Source organism: Jatrophihabitans sp., assembly GCF_036388195.1.
Classification (GTDB): Bacteria; Actinomycetota; Actinomycetes; order Mycobacteriales; family Jatrophihabitantaceae; genus Jatrophihabitans_A.
On the sequence record NZ_DASVSG010000015.1, the window covers coordinates 1 to 13,658 of the forward strand.

Consider the following 13,658-nt stretch of genomic DNA (forward strand, 5'->3'; position numbering starts at 1 on the left):
CACATCATCGATCAGCGGGGTGAGCAGCGCTTCGCCGAGACTGCCGGTGAGTTGCCGGGGAAAGACCGAGAAGACGTCGGCCCGCTGCTCGGCCATCGCCCCGACCACCGCCTCGACCGCGTGCGGCGCCAGCAGCACGTCGGCGTCGCAGAAGACCAGCAGCTCACCGGATGCCTCGGCAGCCAACTGCGCGCAGGCCCAGTTCTTGCCGACCCATCCGGGCGGTGGCGGCGTTCCGGAGACCAGCCGGGCCGTCGGTGAGCCGGCCAGCATCGAGCCGGCCAGCGCGGCCGAGCAGTCACCGGACCGGTCGTCCAGCACGATCACCTCGCTGACCCCGGACTGCCCCAGCAGAGCCGGCAGATGGTCGGCGAGGGTGGCGGCCTCGTCGCGCATCGGGATCAGCAGCGACACTGCCGGGCTGTCGTGCCTGCGGGAATGTCCCTTGCGCAGCACCGGAAACCACGCGAGGTTCGCCAGCAGCACGGCGAGCTTGAGCATCAGGAAGCCGAGGACGGCCCGGAACAGGACGGTCACCGCCGGCCGATCCTCGCCCAGCGATCGATCCGCTCGTCCCAGCTGCGCCGCCCCGCGAGAACCCGCGCGAAACCGGGCACCGGCTCCCGCGGGTCGGCCCCGGCGAGCGCGGCGTCCAGCGCGGCCACCCGCTCGGCCAGGTCCGCGGCCAACCGGCCAGGAGCGCAGGGTGGCCCGATATCGATCAGTCCCTCCGAGTACTGGTGTCCGCGGATGGCCACTCGCACCGCGACCGGCACGAGGGGCGCGGGCGCCCGCCGGGCCAGCCATCCTGCGCCAGGCGCCAGCTCCGCGAGCCGGCCCGCGGGCCTGAGCTCGCCCTCGGGAAAGATCACCAGCACCCGGCCGTCGCGCAGGCTTTGCAACGCCTGCCGGGGCCGCCCGGTCGGAATGACGCCGATCGTGGCGAGAAAGCGGTAGTGGGACAGGTTGTCCCCGTCCATCAGCAATGCCGCGGGCCGCCGTTGCTGGCGCAGCACTGCCGCGGCCAGGAAGCCGTCCCACCAGCTGTGGTGATTGGCGGCCCAGACGCAGCCTCCGGCCGGCAACTCGCCCCGTACCCAGACGCCGCGCAGACCACGCCGCACCAGCTGCTCGAAGCCCAATCCCAGCGCCTTGGCAGGCAACTGCGCCCACCGCTCGGCTCGTCCACTGGAGCCACGGCCGGTCGCCGAGCCCGGTACGCGCTTTCCGGTGCTGGACACGGCGGCTCCAAGGCGGCTTCAGGTCGACGATTCGGGCGCAATCCGGACTGGCGGATGGGCCGAATAACCACATGGCTGCTCTTGAACCTAGAGTGACTCTAACATCGAAGTACGGCACCATCGAGGTGCAGCACCATCGAGTGCAGCGGGGACAGCAGCTCCTTGCGGCTGCGCGCACGCCGAGAGGCCAACCCATGCTCCGGACGTCCCGGGTGGTCCCCGGCCCCACCGACGACGTGGTGATCGTCGGCGCGGGGCTCGGCGGGCTGTCGGCGGCGCTGCGGCTGGCCGGGGCGGGCCGCCGGGTGACCGTCCTGGAGCAGTCCGGCGACCCCGGTGGCCGCGCCGGGGTGCTCCGGCGCGACGGCTACCAGTTCGACACCGGCCCCACGGTGCTCACGATGCCCGAGCTGATCGACGACGCCCTGGCATGCGTCGGTGAGCGGCTGGCGGATCGCCTCGAGTTGCTGCCGCTGAGCCCGGCGTACCGGGCCAACTTCGCCGACGGCTCACGGATCGACGTGCATACCGACCCGGATCGGATGGCGGCGGAGATCGCCGAGGTCGCCTCCGACCGGGACGCGGCCGGCTACCAGGACCTGGTGCGGTTCCTGCGCAAGCTGTACCGGCTGGAGATGGCGAACTTCATCGACCGCAACCTGGATTCGCCGCTCCAGCTGCTCGGCAGCGCGGGGATCAAGCTGCTCGCCCTGGGCGGCCTGCGACGGCTGGCCCCCAAGATCGGGCAGTACCTGGAGGACGACCGGCTCCGGCGGATCTTCTCCTTCCAGGCGATGTATGCCGGGCTGGCGCCTCACGACGCGCTGGCCATCTATGCGGTGATCTCCTACATGGACACCATCGCCGGCGTCTACTTCCCCCGCGGCGGCATGCACGCCGTTCCGCAGGCGATGGCCGCCGCGGCCGCTGATCACGGAGTCACCTTCCACTACCGCAAGAAAGTCGAACGGATCGAGGTGACCGGCGGCCGGGCCCGTGTCGTGCACACCTGCGACGGCGAGCGGTTCGCCGCCGATGTGGTGGTCGTCAACGCCGACCTGCCGAGCGCCTACGAGCAGCTGCTGCCGGCCGAGTACCGGCCTCGCCGGTTGGCGCGGCTGCGGTATTCCCCGTCCTGCGTGCTGGTGCACGCCGGATCGACCGCTCAGTACCCGGAGCTTTCCCACCATTCCATCTTCTTCGGCCAGGCCTGGCGCAGCACGTTCACCGAGATCATCGACGAGGGCCGGCTGATGACTGATCCGTCGTTCCTGGTGAGCAACCCCAGTAGAACCGATCCCTCGCTGGCGCCGCCGGGACGCGCCACGTACTACGCGCTGTTCCCCTGCCCCAACACCCGAGCGCCGATCGACTGGTCGGTCACCGGCCCGCGCTACCGGGACGAGATCATGGCCACGCTGGACCGGCGCGGGCTGCCCGGCTTCTCCCAGGCCATCGAGGTCGAGGCGATGGTGACCCCGCAGGACTGGCAGGATCAGGGCATGGCTGCCGGCGCCCCCTTCGCAGCGGCGCACACCTTCGGCCAGTCCGGGCCGTTCCGCTTTCCGACGCTGGACCGCCGGATCGAGAATCTGGTGTTCTGCGGCTCCAATTCCCAGCCGGGCGTCGGTGTTCCGATGGTGTTGCTGTCGGGCAAGCTCGCGGCTGCCCGGATCACCGGGATGCGGGGCTGAGGCCGATGCCGAGTGTGATGCCTGACCTGGCGAGGCGGCGATGACCAGGCGTCTGGGATTGCGCGAGCAGCACAAGCGGCGCACCCGGGAGGCCATCGGGGTGGCCGCGATGTCGCTGTTCTTCGAGCACGGGTACGACTCGGTGACCATCGCCGATGTGGCCCGGCAGGCCGGCGTCTCGGTCGCCACGGTGTTCAACTACTTCGACACCAAGGAAGACCTCTTCTTCGACGAGGTCGACCCGCTGCAGGCCGCGCTGGTCGCCACGGTCAGGGACTGCCCGCGCGGGTCGTCGGTGCTCCTCGCCCTGCAGGAGCAGGTGATCTACCAGCTCACGGCCGGACGCACCGATGCCGACGCCGACGAGGTCGTGCGCTTCCACGCGGCGATCGTGGAGAGCGCGGATCTGCAACGCCATGAGCAACATATTCAGCTGCTCCGTCGGCAGGTTCTCAGCCAGGCCCTTGCCGAAGCCCTGGCCGCCGATGCGCACAGCTTCACCGCCGAGCTCGCGGCCGCCCAGTACCTCGCCGCGGAGGCAGTCATCGGCGCCGAGCTGCGCTCCCGGCTGCTCGGAGGCCAGCCCTTGCCCGCAGCGCTGACCGCGCTCCAGCCGCTGATCGCCGCGGTCTTCACCACGCTGCGAACCGGACTCGGGCCGATGGTCAAGGCAGGCGCGCGATGATCACCAACAGATCCAAGGAGAACTACCGGACATCACCGCAGGAGCACCCGGCCACGGGCAGGCCAGCCGGCGCACCTCAGCAGCAGCCCGCCATGGCCGCCCCGCTTCGACCCAGCCGGGGCGCCCGGCGCGAGCTGCGCGCCGCAGGCATCCTCGAGCCCCGGGCGCAGGCCGGTTACCTGCAGGCCCGAACGCTCAATGCCCAGCACGGACGGACCTATTACCTGGCCACCCAGTTGCTGCCCGCGGCCAAGCGGCCCTACGTGCACGCGCTCTACGGCTTCGCGCGGTACGCCGACGACATCGTCGACGACCTCGACCCGCGGCTCACCGCTGCCGAGCGGGCGGGCAGGTTCGATGCCTGGACCCAGGCCTTCCTCACCGATCTGGAGCGCGGCGCCTCGGCCGATCCGCTCTGCGATGCGGTGCTCGACACCATCGCCCGCTGGCAGATACCGCGCGAGCACTTCGCCGACTTCCTGAACTCGATGCGGATGGACCTGGTCGTCACCGAGTACCAGACCTTCGCCGACCTGCGCCGTTACATGTGGGGGTCTGCGGCGGTGATCGGCTTGCAGATGCTGCCGATTCTCGGCCGCGGGGACGAACGTACCGGCTGGGACGGCCTGCGCCAGCCGGCGATCGACCTGGGGCTGGCCTTCCAGCTCACCAACTTCCTGCGGGACGTCGCCGAGGACCTCGACCGCGGACGGATCTACCTCCCGCTGGAGTCACTGGACCGCTTCGGGGTTGACCGCGCGGCGCTGCGACGTGCCCGGATTACCGGGACGGCCTGCGAGCCGATCCGGCGCCTGATCGCCTTCGAGCTCGGACGGGCGCGGGAACTCTACCGATCCGCCCGCCCCGGCATCGACCTTGTCCAGCGCACCTCACGCGATTGCCTGCTGACCGCCTGGACCCTGTACGGCGCGATCCTCGACGAGATCGAGAAGGCCCAGTACAACGTGTTCAGCCGCCGGGTCTCGGTCGGCCTGGGCCGCCGGGCCTCGGTGGCCGGGACGGGGCTGATGCGCGCGGCATGGACGCGCTGCCCGGCTAACCGCCGGTAACACCCGCGGCGCCGTTAGGGTGTGCGATGTGATCATGGGTATCGACCATATCGGCCTGGCAACCGAGGATCCGGGTGGCGTCGCGGCCTTCCTGACAGCCCTGGGCATGGACAGGGATGACGAGGGCGTGGCCGCCGACTACGGGGTGGCTTGCGAGTTCTGGTCCTATCCGGGCGCCGGTGGCCAGCCGTCGATCGAAGTGGTGACCCCGGTGCGTGAGGATTCCGCGCTCAGCGACCACTTCACCCGCCGGTCGCCCTCGCTCTACCACGTCGCGTTCGAGGTGGACGACCTGGACGGCGAGCTGGCCCGGCTCCGCGACCATGGGCTGGTGCCGGTGGACGCGGCGCCATGCGCCGGCGCCCGGCCCGGCATGCGGGTGGCGTTCATGTACGTCCCGAAGCCTGCCGCGCTGCTGGTCGAGCTGGTGCAGTACGGCATCGCCGAGGCCGGCTAGCTGCTGACCTGCAGACGCGAGAAGGCCCCGCCGGATCACTCCGGCGGGGCCTTCCGCTATGCGGACTGCTGATTTACCTGCTGACTACGGGGTGACGCTCTGCACGATCACGTCGCCGGTACCCACCAACACGTTGGTGTCAGTACGCACCTGCACGCTGCCCAGCAACACCCGGCCGGTCGCCGGCGCCGCGTTCGCGGTGACCGATCCGGGCACCGTCCACTCGGAGTTGGCCGGCCGCACCGCGTTCGAGTCCGTCACCGCGACGGAGCCGAAGGCGGAGTTGGTGAAGACGTCCACGTAATTGAACGTGGTCGAGCCGGCCGGCACTGCGAAGCCGTCGACCAGGGTCTTCCAGGTGCCGGCGGCGGGGTTGGTGATGGTCACCGACTCCTCGCTGTCGCCATCTGCGGACTGGCCGGCCAACACGCAGCTACCAGTGGTGCAGTTGTAGACGAACAGATCCAGGTCGGCGCTCGGGTCGCTGGTGCCACCGATGGTGACCCGCAGCGAGGACGAGCCTGCCGTCACCGTGAGGTCACGCTCCTGCTGGGCCAGGTCGGCGATGGTCGGCGTCAGGATCCGGGCGCTGCCCAGAGGGGTGCCGACCGCCCGGCCGGTGAACTCACCGAAGATGTTCTTCAGCGTGTAGCTGCGAGCCACCGGAGTCCCGATCGTGGCCGACGCGATGGTGTCGGGGTTGGGCGACACGGTCGCGCCCAGGATCGAGGCCGTCAGGGTGTAGGGAGCGTTCTCAGCATCGGACGTACGCCGAGCTTCGACCGTGACCTCCCAGACGCCAGCCTGGGGGTTGCTCTGAGTGCGGCTGGTCGGCGAGCCGACGCACGAACCGGACGACGGGTTGTAGCAGCTCAGCGAGGAGTTCGCGTCAATCCCGACGCCGTACGGGTGGAACCGCAGGAAGCGGATCTGCCCGGCGCCGGGGGTGTCGCCGCCACCCACCATGTCTACCTTGAACGCCGGCGTGTTGGCCGGGACGTTGTAGAAGTAGCTGGTGACCTGGTTGCGACCGATCGTGCCCGAGCGCGCGATCGAGTAGTTGTTCGCCGCGGAGAACTGCTCCGCCGCGACAACGGTGTTCAGCGTCTGCCCATCGATACCGGCCGTCGACGGGTTGTCGAGGTTCAGGATCGCCGAGTGCGCGCCGGCACTGGTCGGGTGGACGTTGACGGCCAGCGTGACCGGCGAGTTCAGCGGCAGCGCGATGGAGCTGGCCGCGGTGGTGAAGGTGCCGTCGTTGCCGACCCAGCTCAGGTTGAAGTTCTGGCTTCCGCCACCGCCTGAGGTGCGGGTGAAGGTGTAGGTCCGGACGTAGTTGTCACCGGCCTTGACCCCTTCACGGTCATAGATGCCCTCGCCGCGGCCCGGCGTCGCCAGGAAGCCGGAGAGCACGGTGTTGACCGGGACCGAGGAGCTGATGGTCACGGGCTTGATGTTGGTCTTGAGCAGGTTCCACGCGGCTGGCACGTTCATCAGGCCGTTGCCCTGCTCGAAGGCGCCGTAACGCGGAAGGTAACGGGTCGAGGAATTGATGGCCTGACGAAGCTGAGCCGGCTGGCTCTGCACGCCGGACTGCTTGGCCGCGCTCACCAGCAGCGCGGCAGCGCCGGCTGCCTGCGGTGAGGCCATCGAGGTTCCGTTGGCCATGCCGTAGCCGGGGGGCAGCAGGTAGGTGCCGGCCGTCGGAGAACCCGCTTGCCACAGCGGAGTGGTCGAGACTGCCGCTCCGGGAGCCACGATCTGCGGCTTGAAGCCACCGTCTTCACGGGGACCACGTGAGGAGAAGCCGTGCAGGTTGTCGACGAAGCTGGAGTCTGAACCGTAGTTCTTCTGCCAGGTGTCCTTGCTGACGTAGGAGCCGACCGCCATGACCTTGGAGGCCGCCGCCGGGTCGCCGATGGTGTTGATGCCCGAGCCGCTGTTGCCGGCCGAGATGAACATCTGCACGTTGTACTGCTCGATCAGGCGGTTGTAGAGGACCGCCCGGGTGTTGTTGCCGTCATTGAGCGAGGGCAGCCCGCCGATCGACATGTTGATCACGTCGACGTTGCCCTGCTTGGCGACGAACGTCATGCCCTCGATGAGGGCGTGGTTGGTGCAGCCGGTGATGAACATGCACACCCGGACCGACTTCAGCTTCGCGCCGGGGGCCGCACCGGACATCGCGCCGCCGAACATCTTGTTGGCGGCGGTGATGCCTGCGACGTGGCTGCCGTGCAGGCCGGACACGATGCCGATGTTGACGTACTTGTTCTGACCGTCGATCTGCACGACGAACGGCATCGTGTCGTTGACCGGCGTGGCCGGGTTGTCGACGCCGAAGTGGCCGACGTCGAACTTCGTGGCGTAGTTGGTCATGGCCGCGTCGTCGGTGAAGTTCTTGTTCTGGTTGGTGTCGACCCGCACGGTGTTGGCGGTGGCATCCCACAGCACCCCGAACTTGTCGGTGGTGTCACCGTCGCGGTTGACGTCGCTGCCGACCTCGCCGCCGAGGCGGGAGTCACCCTCGACGAAGGTGGCGGTCCGGTACGCGCCGGCCGGCGCGGTGTAGTTGACACCCCCGAAGGTGAAGGCGGGGCCGCTGACCTGGGCTGCCATGTTGAGCCAGGTGGGGTCATCGTCGGTGAACGGGTCGGTCGCGGTCACCCATTCGGTGATCTTGCGCTCGCCGGTCGTGGTGGTCGACAGCGCGGGGTGGTCGAGGTCGATACCGGTGTCGAGGATGCCGATGGTGGTGCCACGGCCGTCCCAAGTCGGGTTGGCCGCGGTGAAGGCGGCCGCGCCGGTCTCGCCGACAGGCATGTAGGGGTTGTTCCGCGGAGTTGTCGCGTTCGGCGGCGCCTGCGGGGTGGGCTGCTGCGCGCCCTGCGGGGTCGGGTCGTCCAGGGCGATGACCTCGTCGAGGTCAGCGGCCACGATGCCGGCCAGGTTGGCCGCCGCCTCGACCTTGCCGGTCGGCACATCGGCGCGGATGTAGCTCACGTCGCCGTCAGCCTTGCGGATCACAGCGCCGAGTGACTTCAGGGCGGTGATCACGGAGTTGTTCTTGCCGGGCGCCGCGGCGATCAGCAGCGTCACGGTGGACGCGCCGGTGGCGGTGGCGTGGGCCAGCAGCTCGCGATCGTGCTTGCCGATCTGGGACTGCTTGCCGGGCGCGGCCGGGGCCGCGGAGGCTGACTGGACGCTGACGACTGATGCGGCCAGCGCACCCATCGCCACGAGGGCCACCGTGCTACGGCGCGCCCTCCAACTACGATTTATTTGCATACTTCCGCCTCGGAAAGGGGTGGGTGTGTGGTAATGCGACGCCTTATTCACCCACGGTCCGCGCATAAAATCAAGGTGTAGTCGCTTACATCCACTACGTCCTTGTTGCGGGTGGGCTGCGGACCGCCACCCTGGTGCCACTGAGACGTGGCAGCCGAGTTTACCGAGCTCCTGTCCTCTGACGCCGTTATCGACCACTATTAGGTGGGATAGATTTTCACACCCCGCCTACCGCGTGATGTACAACGTTGTACAAACCCATACCAAAATTCTTTTTTCGAAAGGCGGCCAGGTGTTTCGAGCTCGGCCAGGTGCTCATCGACGACTCCGGACGGCGGCCATGGCGTTGGCCGCCGTTCTCCTTGCCGGGGCGTGCGAGGGATCTAAATCACAGTCCGCACCCTCCCCAGGCGCGACGACCACCAGCCAGTCGGGGGCATCTTCCTCGCCGGCCAAGGCCGCCGACACGGTGCTGGGGCGTCCCTACCAGAACCCGGTGTACGAGGAGAACTTCCCCGATCCCGCTGCGCTGCGGGTCGGCAACCGGTACTACGCCTACGCCACCCAGGGTGGCGGCTCGAACATCCAGGTGCTTACCTCACCGGACCTGATCCACTGGACTGCCGGGCCGGATGCGCTGCCGCAAGTGGGCCGCTGGGCCAGTGGCGGCAAGACCTGGGCGCCGGAGGTGCTGGCGGTCGGTGGAAAGTACGTCCTGTTCTATACCGAGCACGACCAGAAGTCCGACAAGCAGTGCATCGGCCGGGCCCAGTCGAACTCCCCCGGCGGCCCCTTCGTCGACAACCGGCCGGCGCCGCTGGTCTGCCAACCCGCGCTGGGCGGCTCGATCGATCCCAACCCGATCCGGGGCGCTGACGGCGCCTTGTACCTGTACTGGAAGAACGACGGCAACTGTTGCGGCAAGCCGGTACAGCTCTGGGTCCAGCGGCTGAGCCCGGACGCCGGCAGCCTCCGCGGCTCGCCGGTCGCCCTGTTGTCCAACACCCGGTCCTGGCAGGGCAACCTGATCGAGGCGCCGGAGATGGTCACCCACGGCGGGCGGTACTACCTGTTCTACTCGGCCAACGACTACGGGTCGGACAAGTACGCCGTCGGCTACGCCAGCTGCCGGGGCCCGATCGGCCCCTGCGCCGACAAGTCCGAGCAGCCGCTGCTGAGCTCGGCCGCGATGGCCGCCGGCCCCGGGCACCCTTTCGTGCTTGACCTGGCCGACGGCTCCAGCGTGATGCTCTTCCACGCCTGGCCGCCCGACGCCATCGGCTCCGCCGTCCCCGGCCGGCAGCTGTGGTTGGAGCCGCTGAGGTGGGTCGGCGGCGAGCCCCGGATGTCGCCGCCCGACTAGCCGGACGGCCCACCCCCGCGCAACGACGCTGCCGCCGGCCCCGGGCGCCGGGCCGGCGGCAGCGTCATCGCGCTGGGAGAAGGTGTCAGCAGGTCACGGTGAGGCGTGGACCGAGGGTGGCCGAGCCTTCCTTGGAGTAGTACTGCGCGGCGTCACCGCTGGTGTTGCCGATCCGGATCGAGAACGGCGCCCCCGGACTCACCTTGCCGGTCAGGTTCACCGTCACGGTCTGGCCGAGCGCCACCGCTGCCTGGGTGTACACCGGGTTGCCCACCCGCTGCGGGGCGCTGTTCCAGGTCACCGCGGACTGGCTCCAGGCGGTGGAATCGGTGAGGTAGAAGTCACCGCCCTTGACCGAGTTGTTGTTGATGCTGTCGCCGACCGTCAAGGTCAACGTCACGCCCGTCACGGTGGAGCAGCCGGCCGGCAGCGTCGGGTTGAACCGGATCAGCGCATCGTTCACCGGGCTGCCGTCGGCGGTGACCCGGGTGGCGGTCGCGGTGGGCTGCGCGTCCGGGGCGGTCTGGTCGATCGTGACGTCGTCGGTGGCGAACGAGGTCGCGCTGGCGCCCCCGCCGGGAGCAGCAGGCGTGGTCACCGTCGCGGCGTTGCCGGCCGTGGAGTTGCCCGCGGCGTCCTTGGCCCTGACCGTGTACGTGTAGCTCGTCGACGCCGCCACCGTGTTGTCCACGTAGCCGGTGATGTTGCCGGCCACGCTCGCCAACGGGGTGCTGGCCGAGCCGCGGTAGATGTCGTACCCGGTCACCCCGACGTTGTCCGAGCTCGCCGCCCAGCTGAGCTGCACCGAGGTGGGCCCCGTCGCGGCCGCGGTGAGGTTGCCCGGAGCGGTCGGCGGCGTGGTGTCGGCCCCGCTGCCGGCGCTGGCCGGCGCGCTGTCACCGGACTGGTTGCGGACCAGGTCATGGGCCCGGACGGTGTAGCTGGCCCCGGCGGCCGGCGCCGCGTCGATGTAGGAGACGGCGGCCGGCCCGACGGTGGCCAGCCACTGGCCGTTGCGGTAGATGTCCTGCGCGCTGGAGTCGCTGCTGGTGCTGGCGGTCCAGGTCAGCTTGACGGTGCTGCCGACCGCGGTGGCGAGCAGGTTGGTCGGCGCGGCCGGTGGCGTGCTGTTCTGCGCGAAGTTGTAGGTGACCGGGTCGAAGGTCGCGCCGGTGGAGTCGGTCGGCGTGACGGTCACGGTCGCGCCGCTGACGGTGACCTTGAGGAAGTGGTAGACCTGCGCGTCCGAGGTCGGCGCAGCCGCCGCGCCGCATCGGCTGCCGGCCGCGCTGGAGTAGGACCAGCCGACGGCGTAGGCATCGGTGGTGCTGCACCTGGTCACGGGTGACACCTTGGCGCCGCCGCCACCGGTGACATAGCTGGTGACGGCGCCGGGCGGGGCGATGTTGCGCTGGTAGATGTGGGCGTGGCCGTTGAAGGCCAGGTCCACGCCGTTGTTGGCCAGCAGCCCCTCCAGGCTCGCGGTGGAGGTCGGGGTGTTCGGGTCGTTCTGCAGGTAGGTGTCGCTGCCTTCGGTGGCGCTGTCGGCGCGCAGCGGGTAGTGGAAGAAGGCCAGCTTCAGGCTGTTGCTGTGGCTCTCCAGGTCGGCCTTCAGCCACTGGTACTCCGGGCTGGTCGGCGCCCAGTGATAGTCCCGGTCGACCTGGTACGCCCCGCCGGGCGCGGTGCCGACGTTGTTGTCGTTCCAGTCGGCCTCGAGGATGTAGAACCGGGCGCCGCCGGCGTTGAAGGCGTACCAGACCGAGGGATAGCTAGCCGCGGTCGTGCCGTCGATGCCGGAGTAGGTCTCCATCGCGTACTTGCCCCCCGACGCCGCGACGGTGGCTGCCTGCTTCCAGTTCTGCAGGAAGGTGGTGCTGCGGCCGTGGTTGCCGGTGGTGGCGAACAGCGGGATGGAGGCGCCAGGGGCCTTCCAGTACTCCGGGCCGAACACCTCACTCACCCTCGGCCCGGTGGCCACCAGGTTTCCGTAGTTGTTCTGGCTGCCGGTCTCGTAGGCGATGTCTCCGGTGGATACCGCGAACCGTGCTCCGCTCCGGGCGATCAAGGCATCGATGTTCTTCTGGTTCAGGCCACCGGCGATGGAGTCGTCACCCCAGTCACCGAGGACGTCGAAGGTGAACGTGCCGCTGGTGGAGAGCGTGGTGAACCGCGGGGCGGGATCGGCGCCCAGCAGATCGACGGGGGCCGTGCCACCGGTGTAGATCCGGTAGCAGTAGGTGGTTCCGGCGGTCAGCCCGGTGATCCGGATCGAGGTCTGGTACTCGGTGGCCCCGGCGACGGTGATCGGGGCGTTGACCGTGTTGTTGGCGCTGGTGACCGACTTGCCGGTAAGGGTGCAGTCGGTGGCCCCGCTCGGCGTTCCCCACTGCACGGCGCCGGCCGCGCTGGTCACCTTGGTGCTGGTATCGAAGGTCACCTGTACCGAGGTCGTCGTGAGATCGGTCAGGTAGGGGTAGCGCATCAGAAGAGAGCTGGCAGCCGACGCCGCCGGCGTAGCGGCCAGCAGGAACGAGGCGAAGATCGATCCGGCTGCCAGCAGCGCCAGCCCGGCCCTGCGGCGCCCAGAGGTGGACCGGGCCGCAGCGGCAGCCCGAAGAGAAGACGACAAGGTAAAGCCCCCGTAGTACAGCAAGAAGCGCGACTGTTCGGCGCTGTGATACATCGCTTGCGCGAGCGAAACTCACGCCGAGTTTAGCGGATGAGGGCTCGATCCGACCCGGCTGTCATGACCCGTTATCGGCGCCCGACGGTCATTACCCTGGGTGATGCGGAGCCTACTCTCCGACCGGTTCAGCCTTGATCATCAGGGCAAACCCACGTCCTGCTCCCCCGGCGGCAGGGTGCCCAGCACCACGGCGCACGCCCACTCCTCAGACCGGGTGATGCTCGGGACCAGCCCAGCGGCCGCCATCGCCGCGGCGGTGTGCTCGGCCTGGTCCTGTCCAGCCTCGATCAGCAGGGCGCCGCCCGGCGCCAGCCAGCGCGGCGCTCCGGCCGCCACCCGCCGGTGGACCTCGACGCCGTCCGGACCGCCGTCCAGGGCGATGCGCGGCTCATGGTCGCGGGCCTCGGGCGGCATCAACCCGATGGCGGCGGTGGGCACGTAGGGCGCGTTGGCGGCCAAGATCTCGATCCTGCCCTGCAGCGCCGGGGGCAGCGGGTCATAGAGGTCACCGGTGTAGATCTGGGCGCCGGTCGACGCCAGGTTGCGCGCGGCGCACCGGACGGCGACCGGGTCGATGTCGGCGGCATGCAGCTCGAGCCGGCCCACCGCCGCTGCGATCGCCATTCCGACCGCCCCGGCGCCGCAGCACAGGTCCAGCACGACGGAACCCGGCCGAACTCGGGCCACCGCCTGCGCCACCAGGAACTCGGTGCGCCGGCGGGGCACGAACACGCCCGGCTCCACCGCCACCCGCAAGCCGCAGAACTCTGCCCAGCCGAGCAGCACCTCCAGCGGCAGCCCCGCGGCCCGGCGGCGCACCAGCTCCGCCAGCTCGGCCGGCGCGCCGGCTGCGGCCAGCAGCAGCCGCGCCTCCTCCTCGGCGAACACGCACCCGGCAGCCCGCAGCGCGGCAACCGTCGCCGGCAGCGGATCGAGCTCGGAACTGGCTGGCATCGAAGCCCTTCGCTGCGACGGCGGCATGGAGCTCGCCCACTTATAGCAGCCCGGAGCCCGCCGACGGCTGCGCTAGCCTCGTGCGCGACGTGCCCAGCGATCCGTGCCCAGCGATCCTTGCCCAGCGATCCTTGCCCAGCGATCCTTGCCCAGCGATCCAGGAGTTGTCGAGGTGTCCGAGCCCGCATTCCGGCAGCGTCCGGGTGGCGGCCGCCCG

General features: G+C 69.7%; 10 protein-coding genes. 5 read left to right on the plus strand and 5 right to left on the minus strand.

The genetic code is table 11. The features are described from left to right. On the minus strand, positions 1–537 hold a 537-nt coding region (locus VF612_RS01080; RefSeq protein WP_408657998.1), incomplete at its 3' end, for a glycosyltransferase. Next, a complete protein-coding gene (locus VF612_RS01085) occupies positions 534–1,241 on the minus strand; it encodes a lysophospholipid acyltransferase family protein (protein ID WP_408657999.1) in 708 nt (235 codons plus the stop codon). The genes VF612_RS01080 and VF612_RS01085, both read right to left, overlap by 4 nt. A 194-nt stretch (positions 1,242–1,435) precedes the next feature. Here VF612_RS01085 and crtI point away from each other — a divergent pair, with 194 nt between their 5' ends. From crtI to VF612_RS01105, 4 genes are read left to right on the plus strand one after another with little or no spacing between them, the layout of a single operon-like run. Then, positions 1,436–2,935 (plus strand): phytoene desaturase family protein, encoded by a 1,500-nt coding sequence (gene crtI, locus VF612_RS01090; protein ID WP_408658000.1) that lies wholly within the window; start codon positions 1,436–1,438, stop codon positions 2,933–2,935. Positions 2,936–2,975: 40 nt separating this feature from the next. Continuing rightward, positions 2,976–3,620, plus strand: coding sequence for a TetR/AcrR family transcriptional regulator (locus VF612_RS01095; protein ID WP_408658001.1), 645 nt, complete (start codon positions 2,976–2,978; stop codon positions 3,618–3,620). Beyond that, positions 3,617–4,690: a phytoene/squalene synthase family protein gene (locus tag VF612_RS01100; RefSeq protein ID WP_408658002.1), complete on the plus strand. Its 1,074-nt coding sequence runs from the start codon at positions 3,617–3,619 to the stop codon at positions 4,688–4,690. The genes VF612_RS01095 and VF612_RS01100 overlap by 4 nt, the downstream gene beginning before the upstream one ends. Positions 4,691–4,724: 34 nt before the next feature. Continuing rightward, positions 4,725–5,147 carry a VOC family protein gene (locus tag VF612_RS01105; RefSeq protein WP_408658003.1) on the plus strand — a complete coding sequence of 141 codons (423 nt, stop codon included), beginning with the start codon at positions 4,725–4,727 and terminating at the stop codon, positions 5,145–5,147. Between the two features lie 84 nt (positions 5,148–5,231). Here VF612_RS01105 and VF612_RS01110 read toward each other — a convergent pair whose 3' ends face one another. Continuing rightward, a complete protein-coding gene (locus VF612_RS01110; protein WP_408658007.1) occupies positions 5,232–8,381 on the minus strand; it encodes a S8 family serine peptidase in 3,150 nt (1,049 codons plus the stop codon). A gap of 394 nt (positions 8,382–8,775) precedes the next feature. Between VF612_RS01110 and VF612_RS01115 the strand changes: the two genes are divergently transcribed. Continuing rightward, entirely contained in the window at positions 8,776–9,798 is a 1,023-nt protein-coding gene (locus VF612_RS01115; protein ID WP_408658004.1) for a glycoside hydrolase family 43 protein, read from the plus strand. A gap of 85 nt (positions 9,799–9,883) precedes the next feature. Here the strand turns inward: VF612_RS01115 and VF612_RS01120 are convergent, their stop codons facing one another. Then, positions 9,884–12,430 carry a DUF7594 domain-containing protein gene (locus VF612_RS01120; protein ID WP_408658005.1) on the minus strand — a complete coding sequence of 849 codons (2,547 nt, stop codon included), beginning with the start codon at positions 12,428–12,430 and terminating at the stop codon, positions 9,884–9,886. A gap of 195 nt (positions 12,431–12,625) precedes the next feature. Beyond that, a complete protein-coding gene (locus tag VF612_RS01125; protein ID WP_408658006.1) occupies positions 12,626–13,441 on the minus strand; it encodes a putative protein N(5)-glutamine methyltransferase in 816 nt (271 codons plus the stop codon). Positions 13,442–13,658: the final 217 nt, after the last annotated feature.

What these genes read in the sequence shown, in the direction of transcription:
- VF612_RS01115 (WP_408658004.1), top strand. Translation starts at nt 8,776, where the DNA reads ATGGCGTTGGCCGCCGTTCTCCTTGCCGGGGCGTGCGAGGGATCTAAA.
- crtI (WP_408658000.1), top strand. Translation starts at nt 1,436, where the DNA reads ATGCTCCGGACGTCCCGGGTGGTCCCCGGCCCCACCGACGACGTGGTG.
- VF612_RS01100 (WP_408658002.1), top strand. Translation starts at nt 3,617, where the DNA reads ATGATCACCAACAGATCCAAGGAGAACTACCGGACATCACCGCAGGAG.
- VF612_RS01095 (WP_408658001.1), top strand. Translation starts at nt 2,976, where the DNA reads ATGACCAGGCGTCTGGGATTGCGCGAGCAGCACAAGCGGCGCACCCGG.
- VF612_RS01110 (WP_408658007.1), bottom strand. Translation starts at nt 8,381, where the DNA reads ATGGGTGCGCTGGCCGCATCAGTCGTCAGCGTCCAGTCAGCCTCCGCG.
- VF612_RS01105 (WP_408658003.1), top strand. Translation starts at nt 4,725, where the DNA reads ATGGGTATCGACCATATCGGCCTGGCAACCGAGGATCCGGGTGGCGTC.
- VF612_RS01125 (WP_408658006.1), bottom strand. Translation starts at nt 13,441, where the DNA reads ATGCCAGCCAGTTCCGAGCTCGATCCGCTGCCGGCGACGGTTGCCGCG.